At 57.8% G+C, this 22,328-nt stretch carries 19 protein-coding genes; 9 read left to right on the forward strand and 10 right to left on the reverse strand.

Going from position 1 to position 22,328, the window contains the following annotated elements; all coding sequences use genetic code 11:
• Together ACTQWD_RS05535 and ACTQWD_RS05540 are read right to left on the reverse strand one after the other, a co-directional pair.
• Entirely contained in the window at positions 1 to 723 is a 723-nt protein-coding gene (locus tag ACTQWD_RS05535; protein ID WP_441559464.1) for a VUT family protein, read from the reverse strand.
• Between the two features lie 156 nt (positions 724 to 879).
• The gene (locus ACTQWD_RS05540; RefSeq protein WP_427719358.1) at positions 880 to 2,493 is read right to left on the reverse strand and encodes a peptide chain release factor 3; all 1,614 of its coding nucleotides are present in this window, start codon (positions 2,491 to 2,493) and stop codon (positions 880 to 882) included.
• 471 nt (positions 2,494 to 2,964) lie between these two features.
• Between ACTQWD_RS05540 and ACTQWD_RS05545 the strand changes: the two genes are divergently transcribed.
• The 5 genes from ACTQWD_RS05545 to ACTQWD_RS05565 all read left to right on the forward strand — a co-directional run bounded on the left by ACTQWD_RS05545 (position 2,965) and on the right by ACTQWD_RS05565 (position 7,266).
• Positions 2,965 to 3,345, forward strand: a complete 381-nt coding sequence (locus tag ACTQWD_RS05545) for a GntR family transcriptional regulator (RefSeq protein WP_370450620.1) — start codon at positions 2,965 to 2,967, stop codon at positions 3,343 to 3,345.
• A 23-nt stretch (positions 3,346 to 3,368) separates the two neighbouring features.
• A complete protein-coding gene (locus tag ACTQWD_RS05550) occupies positions 3,369 to 4,250 on the forward strand; it encodes an ABC transporter ATP-binding protein (RefSeq protein ID WP_441055086.1) in 882 nt (293 codons plus the stop codon).
• Positions 4,247 to 4,945, forward strand: a complete 699-nt coding sequence (locus ACTQWD_RS05555) for an ABC-2 transporter permease (protein WP_427794271.1) — start codon at positions 4,247 to 4,249, stop codon at positions 4,943 to 4,945. Before ACTQWD_RS05550 ends, ACTQWD_RS05555 begins: the two co-directional genes overlap by 4 nt.
• Before the next feature lie 450 nt (positions 4,946 to 5,395).
• The gene (locus ACTQWD_RS05560) at positions 5,396 to 6,271 is read left to right on the forward strand and encodes an EamA family transporter (RefSeq protein WP_441055084.1); all 876 of its coding nucleotides are present in this window, start codon (positions 5,396 to 5,398) and stop codon (positions 6,269 to 6,271) included.
• Between the two features lie 329 nt (positions 6,272 to 6,600).
• Positions 6,601 to 7,266, forward strand: coding sequence for an SAM-dependent methyltransferase (locus ACTQWD_RS05565; RefSeq protein WP_441559465.1), 666 nt, complete (start codon positions 6,601 to 6,603; stop codon positions 7,264 to 7,266).
• A gap of 83 nt (positions 7,267 to 7,349) precedes the next feature.
• Here ACTQWD_RS05565 and ACTQWD_RS05570 read toward each other — a convergent pair whose 3' ends face one another.
• The 3 genes from ACTQWD_RS05570 to ACTQWD_RS05580 form a co-directional block, all read right to left on the reverse strand.
• Positions 7,350 to 8,654: a chloride channel protein gene (locus tag ACTQWD_RS05570; protein ID WP_441041808.1), complete on the reverse strand. Its 1,305-nt coding sequence runs from the start codon at positions 8,652 to 8,654 to the stop codon at positions 7,350 to 7,352.
• A 125-nt stretch (positions 8,655 to 8,779) separates the two neighbouring features.
• On the reverse strand, positions 8,780 to 9,313 hold the full coding sequence (locus tag ACTQWD_RS05575; protein ID WP_441041806.1) for a TIGR00730 family Rossman fold protein: 534 nt from the start codon (positions 9,311 to 9,313) through the stop codon (positions 8,780 to 8,782).
• A 36-nt stretch (positions 9,314 to 9,349) separates the two neighbouring features.
• The gene (locus tag ACTQWD_RS05580) at positions 9,350 to 9,775 is read right to left on the reverse strand and encodes a potassium channel family protein (RefSeq protein ID WP_154516963.1); all 426 of its coding nucleotides are present in this window, start codon (positions 9,773 to 9,775) and stop codon (positions 9,350 to 9,352) included.
• Between the two features lie 255 nt (positions 9,776 to 10,030).
• Between ACTQWD_RS05580 and ACTQWD_RS05585 the strand changes: the two genes are divergently transcribed.
• Positions 10,031 to 10,510 carry a pyridoxamine 5'-phosphate oxidase family protein gene (locus tag ACTQWD_RS05585; RefSeq protein ID WP_154516961.1) on the forward strand — a complete coding sequence of 160 codons (480 nt, stop codon included), beginning with the start codon at positions 10,031 to 10,033 and terminating at the stop codon, positions 10,508 to 10,510.
• 96 nt (positions 10,511 to 10,606) lie between these two features.
• Here the strand turns inward: ACTQWD_RS05585 and ACTQWD_RS05590 are convergent, their stop codons facing one another.
• Both ACTQWD_RS05590 and tsaA read right to left on the reverse strand, forming a co-directional pair.
• Positions 10,607 to 11,818 (reverse strand): MalY/PatB family protein, encoded by a 1,212-nt coding sequence (locus ACTQWD_RS05590; RefSeq protein ID WP_441559466.1) that lies wholly within the window; start codon positions 11,816 to 11,818, stop codon positions 10,607 to 10,609.
• Between the two features lie 127 nt (positions 11,819 to 11,945).
• Complete coding sequence (gene tsaA / locus ACTQWD_RS05595) at positions 11,946 to 12,683, reverse strand: tRNA (N6-threonylcarbamoyladenosine(37)-N6)-methyltransferase TrmO (protein ID WP_229770708.1); 738 nt, start codon at positions 12,681 to 12,683, stop codon at positions 11,946 to 11,948.
• Between the two features lie 141 nt (positions 12,684 to 12,824).
• Here tsaA and ACTQWD_RS05600 point away from each other — a divergent pair, with 141 nt between their 5' ends.
• Complete coding sequence (locus ACTQWD_RS05600; protein ID WP_441559467.1) at positions 12,825 to 13,652, forward strand: TipAS antibiotic-recognition domain-containing protein; 828 nt, start codon at positions 12,825 to 12,827, stop codon at positions 13,650 to 13,652.
• Positions 13,653 to 13,703: 51 nt separating this feature from the next.
• Positions 13,704 to 13,949, forward strand: a complete 246-nt coding sequence (locus ACTQWD_RS05605; protein WP_441559468.1) for a glutaredoxin family protein — start codon at positions 13,704 to 13,706, stop codon at positions 13,947 to 13,949.
• A 260-nt stretch (positions 13,950 to 14,209) separates the two neighbouring features.
• Here ACTQWD_RS05605 and ACTQWD_RS05610 read toward each other — a convergent pair whose 3' ends face one another.
• Positions 14,210 to 16,219: an InlB B-repeat-containing protein gene (locus ACTQWD_RS05610; protein WP_441559469.1), complete on the reverse strand. Its 2,010-nt coding sequence runs from the start codon at positions 16,217 to 16,219 to the stop codon at positions 14,210 to 14,212.
• A gap of 264 nt (positions 16,220 to 16,483) precedes the next feature.
• Positions 16,484 to 17,437 carry a tRNA dihydrouridine synthase gene (locus ACTQWD_RS05615; RefSeq protein WP_441559470.1) on the reverse strand — a complete coding sequence of 318 codons (954 nt, stop codon included), beginning with the start codon at positions 17,435 to 17,437 and terminating at the stop codon, positions 16,484 to 16,486.
• A gap of 348 nt (positions 17,438 to 17,785) precedes the next feature.
• Here ACTQWD_RS05615 and ACTQWD_RS05620 point away from each other — a divergent pair, with 348 nt between their 5' ends.
• Positions 17,786 to 18,463, forward strand: a complete 678-nt coding sequence (locus tag ACTQWD_RS05620; RefSeq protein ID WP_441559471.1) for a hypothetical protein — start codon at positions 17,786 to 17,788, stop codon at positions 18,461 to 18,463.
• A 419-nt stretch (positions 18,464 to 18,882) separates the two neighbouring features.
• Here ACTQWD_RS05620 and ACTQWD_RS05625 read toward each other — a convergent pair whose 3' ends face one another.
• Positions 18,883 to 22,137 carry an ABC transporter ATP-binding protein/permease gene (locus tag ACTQWD_RS05625; protein WP_441559472.1) on the reverse strand — a complete coding sequence of 1,085 codons (3,255 nt, stop codon included), beginning with the start codon at positions 22,135 to 22,137 and terminating at the stop codon, positions 18,883 to 18,885.
• Positions 22,138 to 22,328: the final 191 nt, after the last annotated feature.

Below are 22,328 nucleotides of genomic sequence, written 5' to 3' on the forward strand. Positions count from 1 at the left end.
TTAGGCGGTTGCGTGGCGCTCAAGGTACTCGGCGCCCACATTCTCACGCTCCCAGCCGCGCACGACCTTATAGCCCACGGGGCTCAGGAAGACCTCGCACAGCAGCTCGGCAACAGCGCCGGTCAGCGAGCACATAAGGACCTGCACCCAGGTCCAACCAAAGAACGTGTGGCTCACCACAATGGCAAAGACCAGGTTGTCGATAAACTGGCCAACACCCGTGGACACATAGGAGCGGAAGGCGAAGCTCGCAAAGTTATTCTTTTTGAGCATACGGCCGAGCGACTGGTTGAGCGTGGAGTTAACCACGGCAGAAACGAACATTGCCAGCGAAGAGCCCAGCACCACGTACCAGGTGCCGCCGATGGTGGCGTTAAGGGCGGTGTTGACCTCGATCATGCCCGTGTCGTAGTAGGCGCCCCACATACCGGGTGTGAGCGAGCACACCCAAAAGCACAGGCTCACGGCAAGGTTGACCGCCAGTGCGAGGATAGAGATTTTGATGGATGCCTTGGCGCCAAAGCGCTTGCAGATCATGTCCTGGCACAAAAACGAGACCCAGCTCACCACAAAGCCGCAATCGAGTGCCAGATACGGCAGGCTGATGAGCTCTTTGTTGGCCAGCAGGTTCATCATGATGACGCTCACGAAAAACAGCGAAACCGTTGCCGCGGGAATGCTCCGCAACAGGACCTTGTAGTCCTCCATGACCTTCTTGATCATTATGTACTCCTTTGGTTTTAGGTTTAACGAGCAGGATATCGGACCCGAACTGCTCGGACGCCCCGGTCTTGAGGCGACGGTGGGCATGATAGCCGCTCATGCGGCATCAGGCAAGCAGGCAGCGCGGCAGCCCCGCAGGGCCACCGCGCCGATGCGTTAAAAGACTACGTTGCCAAACTCCGACAGGATAAGGTCGGGGTTGTGGTCGGTTGCCCAATCCACGTTCCACGGGCTCGTAAACAGCAACAGCTTGCCACCGCGCATGTCCTCGACGCGCAGCGTGTCGCGCGTGAGCGAAAGGCCCGGGATATCGATGGTGTCGGGGTCGTTCTGGATCCAGCGAATGTCCGTATAGGGCAGCGGCTGACGACGAACCTCAACACGGTACTCGGCCTTGAGGCGGCGCTCGAGTACCTCAAACTGTAGCACGCCGACCACGCCCACGATGACGCTCTCCATGCCGGCACCAAGCTCGCGGAAGATCTGGATGGCGCCCTCCTGGGCAAGCTCCTCCATGCCCTTGACGAACTGCTTGCGCTTGAGCGTGTCGACCTGCGTAATGCGAGCGAACATCTCGGGGGCAAACGTCGGGATCTGCGGATACTGCACATGGCGCTTGCCGGAGCACACGGTGTCGCCGACGCTAAAGATACCCGGGTCGAACAGGCCCACGATATCGCCCGCGTACGCCTCGTCCACGATGGCGCGGTCGTCGGCCATCATCGACGTGCCCGTGGCAAGCTTAAGCTTGCGGTTGCCCTGCACGTGGAAGGCATCCATGCCGCGCTCGAACTTACCCGAGCAAATGCGCACAAAGGCGATGCGGTCGCGGTGGTTCTTGTCCATGTTGGCCTGGATCTTAAACACAAAGCCGCTAAAGTCGTCGCGGCAGGGATCGACCGGTTCACTGGTAAGCGTATCGGTATAGGCACGCGGCGTCGGGGCCAGACGCAGGAACTCCTTAAGGAAGGGTTCCACGCCAAAGTTGGTAAGCGCCGAGCCAAAGAACGCCGGGCTCAGCTTGCCGCAGGCCACGGCATCCAAGTCGAGCTCGTCGCCGGCACCATCGAGCAACTCGATGTCGTCCATCAGGTTCTTATGGTTCTCCTCGCCGATGAGCTCATCCATAGAAGAATCGCCAAGCTCGGCCTCGACCTCGGCGACCTTCTTGGTGGCGTTGGCGTGACCGTCGCCCTCAAAGGCAATGACGCGACGGGTCTGACGATCGAACACGCCGCGGAAATTGCGGCCGCTGCCGATCGGCCAGTTCATGGGATACGTATTGATGCCCAGGACATTCTCGATCTCTTCCATGAGCTCAAACGGATCGCGGGCCTCGTGGTCGAGCTTGTTCACAAAGGTGAAGATGGGAATGTGGCGCAGCGTACAGACCTTAAAGAGCTTCTTGGTCTGGGCCTCGACGCCCTTGGCGCCGTCGATGACCATGACTGCGGCGTCAGCGGCCATAAGGGTACGGTAGGTATCCTCCGAAAAGTCCTGGTGACCGGGGGTATCGAGGATGTTGACGCAGGCGCCGTTGTAAGTGAACTGCAGCACCGAGGAGGTGACGGAAATGCCGCGCTCCTTCTCGATGTCCATCCAGTCCGAGACGGCATGCTTGGCCGAGCTCTTGCCCTTGACCGAGCCGGCGGTCTGGATGCTGCCGGTATAGAGCAGCAGCTTCTCGGTAAGCGTGGTCTTACCGGCATCCGGGTGGCTGATGATCGCGAATGTGCGGCGCGACGAGATTTCATCCGACAGGCTTGCCATGCGGATCCTTTCTTGCATTGAGTGCATTACGTCGTTGTAACCGCACTATTGTAGCCGCGAAATCTCACTCTAGGGCGCCTATCAGGACAAATTCATCAGTTGGGGCCTGTGTAGCAGTCGATGACGGCACTCCGCAGCACTTTGTCTCGATCTGTAACATCTAGACGGTTTTTGAACCTCTACCTGTTACAGATTTAGACAAACAGGTGGGCGTCCCAGAAAGATCTCGATCTGTAACATCTAGCAGCCAAAAACTTCTCCAGTTGTTACAGATTGAGACAACCAGGTGGGGCCCACCAGCAAAATCTCAATCTGTAACAGGTAGCCGTCCAAATCGGTTCCAGATGTTACAGATTGAGATGAATGAACGAGCGGACAATCCCTATTTACCTCTTGCATAACTGTGCATAGTGTATATATACTGTGCTTACCGGTTATATACACGTGTAGCCCAACAGCTAAGGAGCCGCTGTGGACATCATCCTATCCAATTCGAGCGACAAGCCCATCTACGAGCAGATAACCTCGCAAGTCAAAGCTCAGATCTTATCGGGCACGCTCGCTGCGGGAGCCAAACTCCCCAGCATCCGTGCACTCGCGAGCGACCTGGGTGTGAGCGTCATCACCACCAAGCGCGCCTACGCCGACCTAGAGCAACTCGGGTTTATCTGCACCGTGCAGGGCAAGGGCTGTTTTGTCGCCGAGGGCAACCAGGAGCTCTTGCGCGAAAACCAGCTATGCCATATCGAAGACCTGCTTGCGAAAGCGGCGAGCCAAGCCGAAGCCTTGGGCGTCACGCGCGACAAACTGCACGAAATGCTCGACCTGGTAGCCCCCGAAACCATGCAGTAGCCATCTGCAAGAAAGGCTATACCATGCAAAACTTGCTTGAACTCAAAGGCGTCTCGCGCCGCGTGAGTGACCGTTTTTCGCTGCGCGATGTCACGCTCGCCGTGGAGCCCGGCCAGATTGTTGGCTTTGTGGGCGCAAACGGCGCCGGCAAGACAACGACCATTCGCGCCGCTCTCGGGCTTATCAAACTCGATGCCGGCGAGGTGCACCTGTTTGGGCAGCACTGCGGCGCCGACGCGCCCGGTGAAGCGCAGCGTTGTCTGCGCACTCGTGTCGGCCTCGTGCTGGACACATGCCCCTTCCCTTCCACACTCAAGGTGACCGAAGTTGAGGCACTCGTAAGTCCGGCGTACCCCACCTGGAGCCACGACACCTTCGCCAGCCTCATCGACCGATTTGGCTTGGATCCCAAGGCGAAGGTCAAGGACCTCTCCCGCGGCATGGGCATGAAGCTGCAGCTTGCCTGTGCGCTCAGTCACAAGGCCAAGCTGCTCGTTTTGGACGAAGCCACCGCGGGTCTTGATCCCATGGCACGCGAGGAGCTGCTCGATGAGCTGCTTGCCTTTGTCGCCGACGGCCAGCGCAGCGTGCTGCTCTCGAGTCACATTACGTCCGACCTCGATCGCGCTGCCGACCGCATCATTTGCATCGATAACGGCTCGATTGTGTTTGACCTGCCGCGCGAGGACATTACCGACCGCGCCGGCATCGCCCACTGTACCCAAGCGCAGGCCGCCGAGCTTATGGCTTGCGTCGAAGGCGCCCGTGCCTCCCACCACGCTTACAGCGTGGACGTGCTCGTGCCCAACCGTCGCGAAACGCTCGAGGCCTTCCCCGAGATTCCCTGCGATCGGGCAACCATTGACGATTATCTACGCCTCACGCTGAAAGGGGCTTCGAAATGAAACGCGCCTTTATGTCCGAGCTCGCCATCGTTCGCACGCTTGTCCCAAGCATAGCGGGCGTCGGCCTGTTCATATTCGTTGTGCTGACCCTCGCCAACACGTCAGGTGGCGACTCCGGCATGAGTGCCGGCGCCTGCGCGCTCAGCGCCATGTCACCCATCATGGTCATGAGCTCGCTGGCAGGCTTTGACAATCAAAACGGATGGGAGCGTTATCGGGCAACGCTGCCCCTCACGCGCAAAGACATCATCTGCGCACGCTACCTGAGCATCGTTGTCTTCTCGGCCGTCATGACGTGCGCCGCCACGCTTTTGAGCATCGCCTCCATCCCGCTCTTCAACAGCGCGGGCATTCCTTCGACCGGACAGACGGTCTTTGAAATCGCAATCGCCTCGGCAGCATCGATGCTTATCTCCCTCATGATGGTATTCTTGGCGCAGCCGCTGTTCTTTCGATTTGGACACATGGAGGCGCTGCGCCTATCCGTTGGCCTGTTTGCCCTGCTCGGATGCCTTGCCATGGCCACGCTAAGCTCCTCCAACCCCATCAGCAACTGGCTCATGTCGATTGCCGGGGCGAATCCCGATCCCGCCGTCCTTGGCTGTCTGTGTGCAGGAACTGCAGTACTGGCGCTCGCACTATGTGTAATCAGCTGCGCTGTCAGCACCAAGGTTTATCGAGTACGCGATCTGTAATCGACGGCTAAAAAAGCTTAGGTGGTACCCCGCTTATTTTTTCAATGAAACGAGGCGGCATAGCGTCACCACCGCCCTTCACAGCAGGCCGTCTAGTTCTTGGCAACCAAAAAGACACCGTCAGCATATCGAAGGTGAATACTTTTCCGAGAAGTGAACGAGTAAAAACAGTGCCCTGTAGCATCGACATTTTTAAGGACTCAATTCCTGCGGTTTTTGTCTAAGAATCCTGCAGTTTTGTTCGAAAAAAGTGTGCATGTTCCAGGGGTCCAGATTTACTCGTTCACTTCGCGGAAAACCATTCACCTTCGATTCGAGCCTTAACCAAATGCCCTCTCGAACTATGGCCCCTGTCTCACCACAGCGATATCAAAGCTTCATGGCGGGACGGTATCATCGGACGAGCGCCGTAAATCTGGCGCGGTCGTTCTTTGGGGAGGCATTTCACCCGTGTCGTGGGTCGCAGCAGCATTTGTGTCGGCTTTCTTTGCCGGCGTCACATCAGTCCTGGCCAAATGCGGCATCAAGCAGACCGACTCCGATGTCGCGACGGCCATTCGCACCTGCGTGGTGCTCGTTTTCGCCTGGGCAATGGCGGGCATTTCTGGATCCATTGGAACCATCGGCAGCATCGAACCCAGATCTTGGCTCTTTCTCGTCCTCTCGGGACTCGCTACCGGTGCTTCGTGGATCTGTTACTTTAAGGCGTTGGGCATCGGAGACGTCAATAAGGTCGTACCGGTCGACAAGATGAGCACCGTACTCGCTGCACTGATCGCCATCGTGCTTTTTGGCGAGACGAGCAACCTTGCGGTTAAGCTCGTGGGAACCGCTGTCATCACCCTCGGTACGTTTTTAATGATCGAGAAGAAGCAGTTTGCCGGACCCGAGCGGCAGCAAGACCGGACCTGGCTCGCTTACGCCCTCGGCGCCGCCGTGTTCGCGGCGCTCACGTCCATCCTTGCCAAGGTTGGCATCGAAGGCGTCGAGTCCAACCTGGCCACGGCAATCCGTACCTGTGTGGTACTGGTTATGGCATGGGCAATCGTGGCAGCTAAAGGCAAGATGGACCAAGCCGTGCACGTAGACCGCTACGAACTCGTATTTCTCGCGGCATCGGGCATTGCGACTGGCGCATCGTGGCTGCTGTGCTACTACGCCATCGCCACAGGCCAGGTGAGCGTCGTGGTGCAGATCGACAAACTATCGATTGTCGTATCGGTACTATTTGCGCGCCTGGCATTCAACGAAAAACTCTCACGGCGCAGCGCCATCGGTCTCGCCTTCATCGTCCTGGGCACCGCCGCGCTCGCGATTTGGAAATAGCGCCGATGCCAAGCGAGATCTAGACGCTCGCAAATCCGTGACAAACGGCATATCCCGGCACGCCCGTGACGTTTTACAATATAAACGTCACGGGCCTCGGCTCAGTCTCGGTCATCCAAGGGGATGTCTTTTTGGTCATTGTTCTTTAGGGAACGGTCAATCGCATAGAACCACGAAAACGGCCGTCCAACGGCCGTGGTTTGTTGCGCCGTTCCGCCTCCGTCATCTGCCATTTTTGCACCTGATAGGAAAGAACAATGCAAACCCAGGAATCTCAATCCTTCCCAAAAGCAACTAGCTTCGGCGCGACACTCGTACGCTCTAAGATTATGGGCCCCAATCCCCTCAAGCTCTGCGAAGAGCTGCTTCGCGATGTGCATATCCCCTGCGGCGTCCGCGTCTGCGACCTTGGATCGGGCACCGGTATCACCAGCGCCCTACTCGCCCGCGAATACGGGTTTGACGCCTACGCTGTCGATCTGTGGAGCGACCCCGTCGAAAACCGTGCGTTCTTCGATTCGCTCGGTATCTCGCGCGACACGATTCACCCTGTTAAGGCAGACGCCTCGCAGGGGCTGCCGTTTGAGCACGACTATTTTGATGCGGTCGTAAGTATCGACTCGTACAACTACTACGGCCGTGACCCACACTATCTGGGTGAGCGCCTACTCCCCTACGTAAAGCAAGGTGGGATGCTCTACTTAAGCATCCCCGGCATGGTTCGCGACTGCCACGACAACCTGCCCGTTTGCCTGCTCAAATCCTGGACACCCGAGCAGCTCGACTATATGCACGACATAGCCTGGTGGCGCGCCATGATCGAGCCGACCCCTGGCGTCGAGATTGTCTCGATGCAGCCTATGCTCTGCACGGACGAAGCATGGAAAGACTGGCTCGCCTGCGACAACGAGTACGCAGCAGGCGACCGCGCTGCCGTTGAAGCCGGCGCGCTCGAATACCTCAACACCATCGCCATTGTGCTGAGGAAGCTCTAAACATTAGCCGTGCGACGCCGTAAACAAACGGCCTCGCGCGGCTTCTTCAAAACGAGTTCTGAAGAAACGCAAAGCGCAATATGCTACTTGCGCAGCGGCTTGGGCAGCGGAATGACCGCCGCGATGGCTGCGGCGATGATCATGCAGACGATGCCCTTGAGCGGGAAGCACATGAGCAGCAGGCCCACGACCATAACGGGTTGGCGCATGACGGCGCCCATCGTCGATGCCGTGCAGACGGCGACGCAAAAGACCGGATCGGCGCCGGTGAGAATGGCAAGACCATAGCCCAGGCTTACGCCCGAGAAGATAACCGGGAAGAAGTGACCGCCACGCCAGCCCATATTGATGAGGGCGGGGGTCAGCATAGCCTTGACAAGACCGGTCGCGATAAGCACGCCGGCGGGAATGGTCAGATAGGTTTCCATGAGCACATCGGCCTGGGTCTCGCCGGCAAACATGGTGTAGGGCAGGAGCGTGCCACAGATGGCGAGCGCCAGACCGGCCAGCATGGCCTTGACGACAGGACGCTCCCCTATTGCATGGGACAGCGCCTCGCTTGCATGCTCGGAGACAAAGTACAGCCAACCGCATACGGTGCCGATCAACGCCAGCGGAATGAGCCAGGCAAGCTCCAGGTTGCCCACCTCGGCGGACTCGAACCTGGGCATGCCCATGCCGCCGCCCACGAGCTGGCCAAGCAACAGGTAAGTGCCCAGACCGCCGGCAATCGCAATGCCGTAGACCACGGTCTTTTGCGCCTTGGGCAGTTTGATGGTGATCTCGTCGGACGCGGACTCATCGTCGGCATCTTCGCCCTGGCCGTCGGCGCTACCGGCGAGCGGCGCCACAAAGCCAAAGACAGGCGCGGTAAAGAGCGCCGTCAGGGCAGCCTGGGTACCTAGCAGCGTGAGCTCCCTAAACTCGGCGCCAAAGCGACGCATGCGGTCGCCGACCCAGCTGCACAGGCCCGCGATAACGCCGGTCAGGCCGGCCTCCGGTCCAATACTTCCGCCAAACAGCAGCGGCAGCAATGCCGCAAGCGAAAGCTTGCCCAGATTGTCGTACGGGTAGCGCCCATCTTGCTTGACCTTAGCCATCACCTGATTGAGGTTATCGGTCTTGGTGTCTGTCATCTTTTCGTACAGACCGATTAACAAGCCACCCAGCAGGCAGACAAAAAACGGGTACGGCAGAAAGCCAAACGGGCCGCTGGCAAGCTCGGGCGAAGCGACGCCCAGTGCGTGCGGAATCTCGGTCCATAGATAGTCGATGCCGTGCTCCATCACAAAAAAGAACAGCCAGACCGAGGCACCTGCGAACGCACCGGTCACGGCAACGCTAACTAAAAACAGCGCGCGGTTTGTAGGTTTAGCGAGCTTATCCATCGGGTCCTCCCGCGGTCAAAGTCGACATAGATACGTTTTATTGTAGAGCGAGCGTGGCCCAGACAAGCCAACCGTCTGCGCTGCAAACGGAGCCACCGGGGGCCACAGCGGGACAGGCTCAAGGCTTATCCGTTGATAATTGATGCGATTTCGTACAGATCCTCGGCAAAGTAAATGCCTTGCTGGCGCCGTGGGCTTGATAAACCCTTATCAATCATGTGTCCGAGCAGCGCCTTGAGGTCGTTGTAGTAACCGTCCAGGTTATACAGGATGCACGGAGCACTCAGGTGCCCCAACGACACCGCGGACATAACCTCGGCAATCTCCTCGAGCGTGCCCGTCCCACCGGGAAAGGCAATGAACGCATCGCCGAGCTCGATCATCTTTGCCTTACGCTCCGCCATATCGCTCGTCACGATGAGGTCGTCGATTCCGTCGTGCTGAAACTCGGCCTCGATAAAAAAGCTCGGCTCCACACCCGTCACGTGCCCGCCGGCATTAAGCACGCTATCGGCGAGCGCGCCCATCAGGCCCGATTTGGATCCGCCGTACACGAGCGCGTGCCCGTTGGCGCCAATCCAGTTGCCCAGCTCCTGCACCACAGGCAGAAACGCCGGGTCATTGCCGATACTGGCACCCAGATACACGGTGATATTCAAATTCAGTCCCCCTCATCGTGACGCGCGGCGCCCGTTTTAGCGCTGGCGCCGGCGATATTCGCGCACGCGGCGCGACAGATCGGCGAGCTCGTCACGATCGAGCTCTTCCAAATGCTCAAGATCATCCATAAAGCGCGCCATAGTGTCCTTTTGATGCATCTTGATGAGCATATTGCAGTAGCTCACCGCCACGCCCGTGAGCATGGCAATGTAAAAAATGCTGATAACGCTCAGGACGACCGTGATGACACGGGCGACCGGCGTTTCGGCCGGAATGTCGCCAAAGCCGATCGTCGATACGGTTTCAAAGCTAAACCAAAGGCCATCGCCAAACGTAAGAGTTGTTGGCTCAGAGAGCCAAACAGCCATTGAACACAGAAGATAAAAGACGAGAAAAAGGCCCGTGATGCGGACGAAACCGGCTTGACGCAACACATCGGCCAGCGTCCTCAGCTTTTTCATCGAGACCCCCTTTTTTCAGGACAAGCAATCGCTTTTGGTCGGTATTGTCCCACGCCTCCCCCGCAAACGGAACCAGCCATCGAGAATGCCCCTAGACGACGAGTTGTGAGGGACAATCCTTCCACAACAAAAAGTGCGTTTCAATCTGCGACAAATAGGATGTTCCCGTCGGCCTCGCAGCCTGAACTAGTATCTTGATATAGACATACCACCCACCGCCGTGCACGCAGCACGCGGAAAGAAAGGAAACCCACGATGTTTAGACCTCTTCGTAGAAAGAAGCGTGCTATCACCGATCAAGAGGCACGAGAGCTGCTTGTTAATTGCAAACGCGGCATTTTTGCCGTCAACGGAGACGACGGCTATCCTTACGCCATTCCCGTTAACTACTACTTTGACCCCGAGCACGACAAAATTTACTTTCATGGAGCCAAGGCGGGGCATAAGGTCGATGCACTCAAACGCAGCGACAAAGTCTGCTTTACCGTCTATGGCAACGATTGGTACAAAGACGACGACTGGGCACCCTATGTTCAGAGCACCGTGGTTTTCGGCCGTTGCCGCCTCGTGAACGATGACCCGGCGTTTGTCGAAGACAAAGTCCGACAGTTTGCCCTCAAGTACTATCCTTCTGCCGAAGAGGTCGAAGAGGAGATCAAGCAAAGTATCAGGGGCGTCCAGCTGTATGAAATTACGGTTGAACACCTTTGCGGCAAGCAAATTCAAGAAAAGTAGCAAACGTGGAAAACGCGCTCGCAACCCTCTGCGCCCTATGCGCCCACGCACGTTGACGACACGGGCGCAAGCCGCAGTACCCGAATCGTGCGACCCCTATACCCCAAAAACGTAACGGTCTAGGCGGTCGCACGCTTCCCTTACGCGCGAAAGCGGCAGCGCCAGATTCACGCGAATGTGGCAGGGGCCATGGAACGGACGTCCATCCTGATACCCCACGCCCACGCGTGCCCCCTCGTCGAGCAACCACTGAATATCACGGCCATGCTCGCGGCACCATTCGGTGCAGTCCAGAAACACCATGTACGTGCCCTGCGGACACGAATAGGACACGCCCTCAAAATGCTCGTCCACGTAATCGCAGAAGTACTCGATATTGTCGGCAAGCACCTGGTTGAGTTCGTCCACCCACTCGTAGCCCTGCGGTTGGTAGGCACCGATAAGCGCATGCATCGAAAGGACATTCATCTCGTTGTAATGGGTCTTGTTAGACACAGCGCACATGCGGTCGCGCAGCGTCTCGTTGTAGACAATGTGGTAGCTGCCGACCAGACCCGCCAGGTTAAACGTCTTGCTCGGCGCATAGAGGGCAACCGTGCGCATGCGGGCATCCTCGCTCACCGACTGCGTCGGGATGTGCTTGTGTCCTGGCAGAATGATATCGGACCAAATCTCGTCCGAGATCACCACGCAATCGTGCTCGCGATAAATGTCCATGGCGCGCTCGATCTCGTCGCGCTCCCATACGCGGCCGCAGGGATTGTGCGGCGAGCAGAACACTGCGGCATGGATGTGGTTTTGGGCGAGTTTGCGCTCCATGTCCTCAAAGTCCATGCGCCACACGCTCTGGTCGTCGAGCTGAAGCGGGCTGTGGACAATGCGATAGCCCGCGGCCTCGATGGACTTGGTGAAGCCGATGTAGGTGGGGCTGTGGACCAACACCGCATCGCCCGGCTGGACATACGCGCGCAGTGTCGACACGACACCGCCCAGCACGCCGTTTTCGTAGCCGATATGCTCAGGCGCCAGGCCCTCGACGCCATTACGGCGGCTCTGCCATTCGATGATGCGGTCGAAGTACTCGGAACGCGGATTGAAGTAACCAAACATGGGGTGCTGGGCGCGCTGAATGATGTGCTCCTGGACTGTAGGCACCGTGGCGAAGTTCATGTCCGCCACCCACATGGGAATGCGGTCGAAGCCCTCGTCGGGTGCGTTCGGAGCCATACCGGGGATCTCACCCCAAGAGTCAACGGCGATGGAGTCCATGCCATGGCGGTCGATGATTGAAGTGAAGTCGTATTTCATGCTGAGCCCCCGTGCAGAGCGGAATGATTCGGTAGGCGTTATTGTCCACCAGCGTAGGCGATTTTGGCATGGGGTTTGGCGCTTAATTTGACGGGTGCGGACGAATGGCTGGTTAACGAATGGCTGGTTAGTCTCGCGCGTCGTTGATGGCGGTTACCGTCAACCTGGCCCCGTCAACCGTAAACGATATGTCGAGTCCGGCGTAAGCCAAGTGGTAAACGCGGTTTGGCTCGTGCTTGCTGCCCGCGCGGCGCGGATCTTGGCGAAGAACCTCGACCAGACCGGGGAGCTTTGCGGGCGGGACCATGTCTTGAAGCGCTTGCGGGAACTCAACATCGAGCTCTTGCCACGGAGCACCCTCAATCCAGCCGCCGGTCGCATCCGGGTGGCAGTCCGCAAACGGGATGTAGGGCTTAATGTCGTAGATGGGCGTGCCGTCACGCAGATCGGCCCCCAGTACATGGATGATGGGGCCGTCGTCGGTGCGCTCAACGCGGCTGAGCTTGACGCAGGTAAGACCGATGGGATTGGGGCGAAACGGACTCCGCGTGGCAAACACGCCCACGCGTTCGGCTCCGCCCAGACGCGGCGGGCGCACAGTCTTCGACCACTTGACGTTGGTGCCGGACCTGTCCTGCGTCTTGGCATCGGCAGCTATATCCTTAGCCGTGCCGCCGGGCGTTCCGTTTTCGAAGCGCCACAGCAGCCATAAGTGAGAGAAGGAGTCCAGACCCTCAACTGCTGCGTTGGAGGCAAATTCCGGCTCAAAGACGATGCGTCCCTGCAGGTGGGGCGCCAAAAAGCTGTTGCGCGGAATGCCGAACTTCTGCGGCAGGTCGGTATGTATGTGTGCGATAGGTTCCATGCCGGTCATTGTACGGCATGGAGGTGTGGGGTGCAGCGCGCAATTCTTCGCCGCGGTCTCCCGTCATGCAACCAAAGGTTGCTTGGAAGGGCGCCGGCCGCCGCGTATGCTTAAGCCATCAACCAGCAGAAAGGAGTCGCTATGGCCTTTGCAGAAAAGCTCATTGCCATTCGCCGCGCCCATCACCTTACCCAAGAGCAGCTCGCCGCCAAGCTCTTCGTCACACGCCAAGCCGTCAGCCGTTGGGAACGCGGCGAAGTCACCCCGGGCATCGACATGATGAAGCTCATTGCCGCCGTAACCGGAGAACCGCTGTCCCACCTGCTCGAAATGCCCGAGCACTATTGCCAGAGCTGCGGCATGATACTCACGCCCGACGACTGCGGTACCGATGCTGCGGGCACCGCGACCGATCATTACTGCAAGTGGTGCTACGACCACGGCGAGTACACCTACGAGACCACGATGGAGGCGATGATCGAGGATTGTGCCCCGCGGCTGGCGCAAAACACCGGCATGTCGCTCGACGAAGCCGTCTCGCTCATGGGCGCCGTCCTGCCGCAACTGGAGCGCTGGCGCTCCGTGCAAGAAAACGAGGAGCGCTACGGCGCCGAGGCGCGGGCGCGCTATGGCGACGAGGCGATCGACGCAGCAAACGAAGCACTGCTGGACATGGACCCCGAGACATGGAACGACATGAAGGAACTTGAACGCGCTATTCTGGGCCAGCTTTCGATTGCCATGGGCGACGGCGATGCGGATGGAAGCGAGGCCCGCAAACTTGTCGCGATGCACCGTCGATGGATTGGCCTTAACTGGGGGCACAAGCCCCAAGACGAAGCATACCTGGGCCTCGCCCACGGCTATCTTGCTGACCAGCGCTTTATCGACTACTACGACAAGCCCTGCGGCACCGGAGCCACGGCGTTTCTGGTACAGGCCATCGAGTCGTCGTCAGCTCATGCATAGACCGCGGCGGCTTTGGGTATTTCAATCAAAACCTCAACCGATTGGAGACCTATGGCTACTAATCATGAGCTCACGCTGTACGTTATGACCGGCTGCCCGTATTGCATAAAGGTCAAGCGTTTCCTTGCCGATAACGGTGTGACCATCCCTGAGCGCAACATCTCGACCGACCCCGATGCCGAGCAGACGCTCATCGCCGTTGGCGGAAAACGCCAGGTTCCCTGTCTGTTCATCGACGGCAAACCACTCTACGAATCGAGCAACATCATCGCATGGGTACAGGAGAACCTGCTCTAGCGTGCGCATCCCGTCCGTCCAAGGCCCCACCCCATACGGCCTAAACATGTACACCAGCATCCAAAGTCGACACTTTTCGACATCTTTGGATGCTGGTGTACAGCTTTTTTGCATGAGCCCGGCACAGGTGATTCGTTTTTCTCCGCCCCGAGGGGTCAAACGAAAGGGCGTGGGTGGCTCGCTCTAGCCACCCACGCCCTAAATTGAACAAATGCGCTTAGCGATGTAGCCCACCGTCAGCGTGACCTGCCAACCATCAACTACCTATTGGAATTGGCCCTGCGACGAATCGCCTCACCAAAGCCGAGCACCGCAGTGCCAACACCGGCGAGGGCGGCAGTCATCACTGCGCTGCTTTTATCACCGGTCGAAGGGAGTGACTTGGTGCTCTTAGTCTTCTTGGCACTCTCCGTCTTGGGTTTATCACTCGGCTGAACGGGCTTCTTCGTCCACTTACCGTAGAGCGTCATCGAACCCGTCAGCGAATCGCCGTCGTTCCACAGGACCGTGCAGCCCTCGTCGGTATACCAACCATCGAACGTCCAACCATCGACAGCTTTCTGCTCCTTGGCGGCATACGCAGAGCCAACCTCAAGGCCCTCATCAGCATCGGGCAACTTTGCCTTCTCGGGGGCTTCGCCGACATACTGGTAATCAACGCCCACCAGGCCATGGGCAGCCTTGAATGCAACAGGGGCTTCTTTTGCCTCGTAAGTACCAGGTTGAGCAGCCTCTACATATTTGGCCTCGCCATGGGCGGACCAGCGAGAGTCCTTCCCGTCAACGTACCAGCCGTCGATCGTGTGATCGCAGTCATCAAGGATCCAGTCAGCGCCAACATTGCCAAACTCAGTGACGCCAGCACCGGTGCTGTAGATGTCATCGCCGGCGTTCGCGGCGTGGTTGTTGTAGATAACAACCGACGGATCGAGCTTCATAGTGCCCACGTTATAGACGCCGCCACCCATGTCGGCGCCAATGCCGTCCTTGTTGCAGGCGCCAGTGCCGTTATTGGTAATGGTCGCGGAGCCGATGATCAGGTTGCAGGCCTTTTGAGCAGTGTAGATACCGGAACCAGCGTTGTTCGTAACGGTGACGTTCGCGCCCTTCTCAATCACGCTATCGTATTTGCCGTTGCCCTGGAAGAAAATGCCGCCGTTGGTCTTCGCGGCGAATCCCTTTGTACCGTTTCCCTCGACGTCAACCAGGCAAGAAGAATCAACGTTAAGCACGCGAGTCCAGATGCCACTATATCCGTTGTTGTTCGCGTGGAGCTTCGAACCGTTGCTCATATCGATGCGCCAGGCGGAAATACCCCAGGTGCCGCTGTTCTCGAACGTGACGTCAGAGCCGTTCTTGATGGCGAAATACGTACCGTTCGAGCCGTTGCCCGTGCTGTCAAGAACCTTAACCGTCGACGAATCGATAGTGGCATAGAACGTGCCCGTAAAGCCGGAGCGGTTGTGGTCGGAGATATAGGTGGAACCACCTTCAATATTCACGTTGTAGCCACCGTCACCACCATCCCACTCAAGAGCGTCTTGGCTGTAGTTCTTAATGGTGAGATTAGAGCGATTCTTCAAGTTGAGCTTGTTGTTGCCACCGAAATAGATGGCGTGAGTCTGTTTTTCGCCGCTAGGAGTGCCAGTACCGTCCATGGTAAGCGTAGCGCCATCGAGCGTGAGCGAGGCATCCTTGCTCGCGCTCACAGACATCCAATTCCACTCGGCGGTATACGGAGTGGAGTCGATGCCGGTCATGGTCACGTTGACGTTCTTGAACGTCAAAGCCTTACCCCAAAGGGCGATGCCCTTGTCGGTGAAGTTCAGCGCGTGGCCATTGCCGTCGATGGTGAGGTCCTTGTGCAAATCAAGGCCCGAAGTCACGGCATCGGCAAGGAGCTTGATGGTCGTCGCGCCGTCAGTTTTCTCGGCGACAGCAAGCGCTTCATCAAAGGTCGCGTACTGGGTCCCATTAAACTCTGCGACAGAAGCACCGTTCCTTGCGCCCGCAGAAGCACTTGCGGCAACAGGAGCCGAGGAGGGAGTGGTCGCAGCAGATTCGACAGAAGAGGCGACAGGCGTGCCAGATTCGTTCGCAGACGCGGCATCGACTTGGGGCTTGGCAACCGTGCTCACCGAAGACGCCTCAACGGCAGGCTCGGAAACAGAAGCAAAACCGCCATCCGCAAAAGCCTGAGGCGCAAGAAAGCAGAGGGATGTCATAAGCCCTGCTGTTACCGCAAGAACGGCATGGGAGCGTTTTTTCATGGAATGCCTTTCCTTTCGTATCGAGCCCGACAGAACGCCGGCACAGCTTTCTTACGCCACTATTCTTATGGCATAAGCGAAATGTTCTTTATGGTATAGCTCAAGCTTGTATAGCTCAAGCGTTATCGCATTGCAAACATTTTAAATAGTCATAGCATCATCACATTTTGGCAAGTTTCTTGCACAACTTTTGGTGCCAGTCCCAAGCCTCTGGGAGTTGGCACCAACAAGACGATTTGCTTCCCTCGTCCCCCTACAGATCAGTTATCCGTGGAAACGAGCGGTAGGCGCAAGTGGCTGCTCGCGAAAGACGCGATCGACGGCGGCGCGGTATTCGTCGACCTTTTTAGTCTTGCGTACGAGCTTGTGAACGGTAGCAGGATCGGCGAAGGCGCATTTAGCGTAGAACCACCACTCCTTCATGCGAAAGACCGCGTTGCCGTCAATCTCTTCTGCATATGCCGCAAACAGCGTGTCGTGGAAGCGCTGCAGTTCGGCTGCCGTGGCAGCAGGGCCGCCCTTGACCATGCGAGCCAGCGCGGGGTTCGCAAGCAGGCCACGCCCCAGCATCACATGGCGTGTACCGGGATAGGCCTCCACCAGCGCATCCATGTCCTCAAGATCAAAAATATCGCCGTTGTATGCCACCGGAAACGGTGCCCGCTCCAACGTCTCGCCATAAAACTCTTTGCGTGGCGAGCCCGTATAACGGTCCTTCTGCACGCGCGGATGCACGATCAGTTCTGCCAGCGGCATGCGACAGTACAGGTCGAGCACGCGCTCGTATTCGTCGTCGCTCTCCAGCCCCAGCCTGGTTTTTACCGACACCGGCAACGGCGATCGCTCGCACACATCAAGCAAGAATACCTCGAGCCCATCGAGGTTGCGCAAAAAGCCCGATCCTTTGCCCTTGGCAACAACCGTCCCCGAGGGGCAGCCAAGGTTGAGATTGACCTCGCGGTAGCCCATGTCGGTGAGCACCTGCGCCGCCCACACAAACTCGTCCGCGTTCTTAGACATCAGCTGAGGCACTACGTTGAGCCCCTGGTTATTGGCAGGATCGATCTCCTTAAACGCCTTGCCGCCAAAGCGGTTTCCCACCCGCGGCGGCGGCAAAAACGGCGTGTAATAACAATCGAGCGCGCCAAAGCACTCCGCATGCACGCGACGGAACACATGCCCGGTAATCCCCTCCATGGGGGCCAACGATAGAATCATCAACATCTACTCTCAAATCAATGCGGCAAAGGGACTGCCCCCTTGTCGCATGCATTATGCCTTGTCCTTGAGGCGGCCCACAAGGCGGAAGCGGTTGCTTGACACCAACCAACCCTCCGACCGTCCCTGTGCAACGAAGGTGAATGGCGCCCGCAAACAGCAAGCAGGGCCGCCCCACAGCAGCTCCCTCACTCGCCACTTTTTCCTTGTCCAAAAGAGGACGTTCGCGATCAATCGATCACCAACAGCACGCTGCTGACCGCCATGTCTGAACAACAGACACCCTCCACTCATATACTCAAGAGCGTATGCGCATCGCCCTCGAAAAACGATGAGAGTCGAGGCCCCATGCAGCTGCTCACCGAGCAAGAAAAGAAACACATCCAGCGGTACTGCACATACCCCAAAATCGCAGCGACCGCACTCGTCATGTCGTTCGTAGCATGCCTGTTGATGTTGCCGCTCCAAATGATCAACGATATCGCGTTCCACCAAAAGGAATTCCAACCCGCGGGCATATATACCGCCATTGCACTCACCGCAATCGAACTCGTCATCTTTTGCTATTGCGCTCTTGCGCCGCGCTTTGGAATGCAGGGCAAACAGTGGAAGGAGCTACAGAGCAGACTTGCGGTAGCCCAAACCAACAAAGACCGCCCCGCGGAGGTCGCCGGCGTGCTCGCCGCGCAAGATGCCTTGGAACCCGTGTGCAAACGCGTCGCGGCAGACGACCCATACGAGTCGTATCACGACTACGGCTACCGCATTATCGGCTATCTGCGTGATAATGACCTCGGCGCTCAAGCAGCCTATGTCTACCTTTCTTTCGATGCAGATGGCATGCTCACGGACGTCGATTACACCAGTCAGATCGACCCCGAGGCAAGCCTTGCAGACAACCTCGCCTGCACCGAGCAGGATATCGCGACACTATGCGCCCCGCTCAACGGGTTGGACATTTCCGTTGCCACACCGGGCCTCCTCACGCCATGCAGCCTGTCGGATGAATTTAAACAGGCATTTTAGCCGGATCCCTATATGAAGAAATCAGCATCAAGACGGAGGACGAATCTATCAAGTCGTACTACACCTTTAACGCCGAGCCCAAAGAAGAGTTCGACAAGTACACCCATCCGGAAATTAGCCTCATGCTCTCCGCAAAGGAGGACTAGCAACTTACGCTCTAATTGACGCTCGCAAACGCCGTCTATATCTCAAGGTCTAATACTTTTCCCGAGAAGTGAACGGCTATATTTGGACCCCCGAAGCATCGACATTTTTAGACGCCAAACCCGCAGGATTTGGCTGGCAAAACCGCAGGAAACCGCCTTCAATAAGTGTCGATGCTTCGGGGGTCCATTTTGACTCGTTCACTTCTCGGGAAAAGTATTAGACCTCGAATTACATGTCACTCAATGTGACAAAGGGACAGTCCCTTTGTCACATTATTCGGAGCGCAGGGCTTCTACGGGGTCTTTCTTGGATGCACTGCGGGCCGGCAGCAGGCCGGCAACGACCGTCAGCAGCACCGAAATTGCAATGAGCGCCAGCGCATCCTGCACGGGCAAGCTCATCAGATTGGGTACCTGTTTGGCAGCAAGCGCCCAGGCATTAACCGGAAAACTCACGAGCACCACAACGGCAATGGCAAAGACACCGGCAATGAGGCCCTCGATAAAGGTCTCGGCGTTGAACACGTTTGCCACGTTGCGCTTCGACGCGCCGATCGCGCGCAGGATGCCAATCTCCTTTTTGCGCTCCAGCACGCTGATGTAGGTGATGATGCCGATCATGATGGAGCTCACGACCAGGCTGATGCTCACGAACGCGATGAGCACCAAGCTGATGGTATTCACGATATCAGTCACCGAGCCCATGATGATGCCCATGTAGTCGGTGTACGAGATTGCCTGCTCGTCGTGGCCGGCGGCTTTGACCTGCTTGTTGTACGCATCGATATGGTCGAGTACGCGCTCCTTGGCCTCAAAGTCGCGCGGGAAAATCTTGACCGAGATGGGATCCGCTTCATCCGCGTAGCCCAACGTGGTCAGATTGTTGTCGTAGGTGAGCTTCGACGCCTTGGCATAGCTCATCATGAGCGAGCTCAGGTCCTCGGCGTCCATGTTGAAGTGGATGGCACGAGCAAAGGCGCTCGCATCCACGCGCATGGCGCTCGCCAGGTTGGCAAAACTCGAAGACATCTGCGTCACCATCTGGTCCATGAGCCCTGCCGCGCCGGCCTTAAGCTGGGTCGACACGGTCGTTGCCACCTGCTCGCTGATCGCCTTCATCACCTGATCCATAGCCTGCTGCAGATACGGAGCCAACTGATTTTGGACATAGTCGGTCATCGCCTGTTGCAGGCGCTCGACCAGGGCATCGCCGCCGAGCGCCTTGAGCTGTGCCAGGCACTGCTGCGCCACAACATCGTTCTCGAGATACGCCGAGAATGCGGCAGCAAGCTTTGACGCGTCTTTGAGATCTTCGGGTGACAGCGCCCTAAACTGATCAGACTGCAAAAAGCCCTCAAATAGTTGGTTGGCAAGCGTTCCCACCTGTTGCATTTGCTCGGGCGTGAGCTCCAGACCGTCAAAGATGCCCGAGAAATCGGGGGTCGGCGCTTTGGCCATGATGTCGCTTAAGTCGATGTCTTTGCCAACGCCCGAAAGGTCAATATCCAGGCCCGACAAATCGATGCCCGAAAAATCCATGCCACCGGCAGCACCCGAGAGTGCAGACGCATCGAACGAGAACGCGCTCTTGAGCGCCGCCTCGTCCACACTGAACATACTGCCCAGATCCACGCCTTGCTTGGCCTCGCCTTGCAGTTCGTCGAAAGTTTTGCCCGTAAAGACATCCGTCTCGGGATGGGCAAGTTGCTCTTGCACGATCTGCGAATCGGCGGCGCGCTCCATAAGCTGGCGAGTCAACGCATGCGTATAGGCAATGCCCGGAGACAACGCGCTCGCATTGGCCGTCTCGTTAGGTCGCACCACGCCCACAATGTGCACGTCAATACCGTCGGCAACCTTGGCCGTCATAAAGTCGGCGTCGCCGGACATGTCAGTCCACATGCCGGTCTCTTCGTTTTTGCGATAAGCATCGGCCGGCGACAACACCTTAAACGTCGTGGACAGCGCATCGTCGTAAGTAAAGTCGGCGCCGCTCTCAGGCGTCTCAATCTTACCGTCGGCGGCCATGGCACTGTTCACCAGGTCGTTGAGCTCATCGATATCCAGCGCACCGATGCTGTAAAGCGTATAGTCGCCCACCGTTCCACGGCTCGAAAGCACCATTACGGCTTCGTGAGCAGACGTAGGCCAATGGCCGGCGACGACATCGTACTGGCTGTCGAGCAGACTCTGATCGTCGATCATCTCGTTAAAGACCGAGGTCCCCATGGAGTCCATGCTCACCGTTGCCGCCGAGCTCGCACCACCGCTCATGGCCTCGGTCATAGCGTTGGGCACCAGCCGGACAGGCTTCTCATCGCCCTTGCCGGCACGATAGATAACCGGCGTCACGCCGTAACCGTACTGGATGGCGTTGACCTCTTTGTCGATACCGTCGCCGCCGGCATCGAGCCATGCCTTAAAGCTCGTCATGTCGTTGGACTTAACACTTGCAAACATATCCTTTACGGCCGTGACCACGGGGATCTTTTTGGTTCCCTGAGCCTTGCCGTCGGTGCCGTCGTCGGACGAACCCTCGTTCTTGGACGTATCGTCATCCGTGGCCCCCTGTTCGCCCATCATGGACGACAGGTCGTAATCCTGCTTGGAAATGGTAAGCGGGTAGCTCGAAAGCGTGTCCTCCTCGACCTTTTTGATGTAGCCGTTTACGCCATTGGACAGCGCCAAAATCGCCGCGATGCCAATAATGCCAATCGAGCCCGCAAAGGCCGTCATGGCCGTACGGCCCTTCTTGGTCATAAGGTTTCGGGCAGAAAGCCCCAGCGCCGTCACAAAGCTCATCGAGGTTTTGCGCGTAGGCTTGGCCTCGCGGCGCGTGGCGTCAGCGACATCGAAAGGATCAGAATCGTCGGTAATCTTGCCGTCCGCCAGGTTGACGATGCGCGTGGCGTACTCGTACGCCAGATCGGGATTATGCGTGACCATGATAACCAGACGGTCGCGCGCGACGTCCTTGAGCAAGTCCATGACCTGCACGGACGTTGTGGAATCCAAAGCGCCGGTCGGCTCGTCTGCCAGCACAATCTCGGGATCATTAATCAGGGCGCGGGCGATGGCCACGCGCTGCATCTGTCCACCCGAAAGCTGACTCGGGCGCTTATTCACGTGCTCGCCCAGACCAACGGCCTCGAGCGCCTTGCGCGCACGCTGGCGGCGCTCGGCGTGCCCCACGCCCGTGAGCGCAAGCGCCAGCTCCACGTTTTCCAAAATGGTCTGATGTGGAATGAGGTTATAGCTTTGGAACACAAAGCCGATGCGGTTGTTGCGATAGGCATCCCAATCGCGATCGTGAAAGTCCTTGGTCGAAATACCGTCGATCAGCAGGTCACCCGAGTCAAAGTGGTCGAGTCCGCCGATAACGTTGAGCATCGTGGTCTTACCCGAACCTGAGGGCCCCAGAATGGCCACGAACTCGTTATCCCGAAAAGACAGGCTCACGCTGTCGAGCGCCACCTGCGTAAACGACTGCGTAACGTACCTTTTGCAAATTCCTTTGAGCTCCAGCATAGACGGCAACCTCTCCTGCGCAGGCACCTTGCCCGCTCTCCCCCGCCGTTCGTATTCGACGCGTTTGTCCTACTCTATCCCCATTTTTTACCGGCGCCAGTGAGGAATGTAACAAACCGCACCAAAAAACGAACGGGACGGCACGCCGCGTGGCGCACCATCCCGCGCATACCGTCGATAATGTGACAAAG

It is taken from the genome of Collinsella sp. LCP19S3_B6 (assembly GCF_052121815.1).
In the GTDB taxonomy this organism is placed as follows: domain Bacteria; phylum Actinomycetota; class Coriobacteriia; order Coriobacteriales; family Coriobacteriaceae; genus Collinsella.

Excerpts from the sequence above, each read along its gene's own strand:
- ACTQWD_RS05535 (WP_441559464.1), bottom strand. The coding sequence starts at position 723 with ATGATCAAGAAGGTCATGGAGGACTACAAGGTCCTGTTGCGGAGCATT.
- ACTQWD_RS05540 (WP_427719358.1), bottom strand. The coding sequence starts at position 2,493 with ATGGCAAGCCTGTCGGATGAAATCTCGTCGCGCCGCACATTCGCGATC.
- ACTQWD_RS05550 (WP_441055086.1), top strand. The coding sequence starts at position 3,369 with ATGCAAAACTTGCTTGAACTCAAAGGCGTCTCGCGCCGCGTGAGTGAC.
- ACTQWD_RS05555 (WP_427794271.1), top strand. The coding sequence starts at position 4,247 with ATGAAACGCGCCTTTATGTCCGAGCTCGCCATCGTTCGCACGCTTGTC.
- ACTQWD_RS05565 (WP_441559465.1), top strand. The coding sequence starts at position 6,601 with ATGGGCCCCAATCCCCTCAAGCTCTGCGAAGAGCTGCTTCGCGATGTG.
- ACTQWD_RS05570 (WP_441041808.1), bottom strand. The coding sequence starts at position 8,654 with ATGGATAAGCTCGCTAAACCTACAAACCGCGCGCTGTTTTTAGTTAGC.
- ACTQWD_RS05580 (WP_154516963.1), bottom strand. The coding sequence starts at position 9,775 with ATGAAAAAGCTGAGGACGCTGGCCGATGTGTTGCGTCAAGCCGGTTTC.
- ACTQWD_RS05585 (WP_154516961.1), top strand. The coding sequence starts at position 10,031 with ATGTTTAGACCTCTTCGTAGAAAGAAGCGTGCTATCACCGATCAAGAG.
- ACTQWD_RS05590 (WP_441559466.1), bottom strand. The coding sequence starts at position 11,818 with ATGAAATACGACTTCACTTCAATCATCGACCGCCATGGCATGGACTCC.
- tsaA (WP_229770708.1), bottom strand. The coding sequence starts at position 12,683 with ATGGAACCTATCGCACACATACATACCGACCTGCCGCAGAAGTTCGGC.
- ACTQWD_RS05600 (WP_441559467.1), top strand. The coding sequence starts at position 12,825 with ATGGCCTTTGCAGAAAAGCTCATTGCCATTCGCCGCGCCCATCACCTT.
- ACTQWD_RS05605 (WP_441559468.1), top strand. The coding sequence starts at position 13,704 with ATGGCTACTAATCATGAGCTCACGCTGTACGTTATGACCGGCTGCCCG.
- ACTQWD_RS05610 (WP_441559469.1), bottom strand. The coding sequence starts at position 16,219 with ATGAAAAAACGCTCCCATGCCGTTCTTGCGGTAACAGCAGGGCTTATG.
- ACTQWD_RS05615 (WP_441559470.1), bottom strand. The coding sequence starts at position 17,437 with ATGATTCTATCGTTGGCCCCCATGGAGGGGATTACCGGGCATGTGTTC.
- ACTQWD_RS05620 (WP_441559471.1), top strand. The coding sequence starts at position 17,786 with ATGCAGCTGCTCACCGAGCAAGAAAAGAAACACATCCAGCGGTACTGC.
- ACTQWD_RS05625 (WP_441559472.1), bottom strand. The coding sequence starts at position 22,137 with ATGCTGGAGCTCAAAGGAATTTGCAAAAGGTACGTTACGCAGTCGTTT.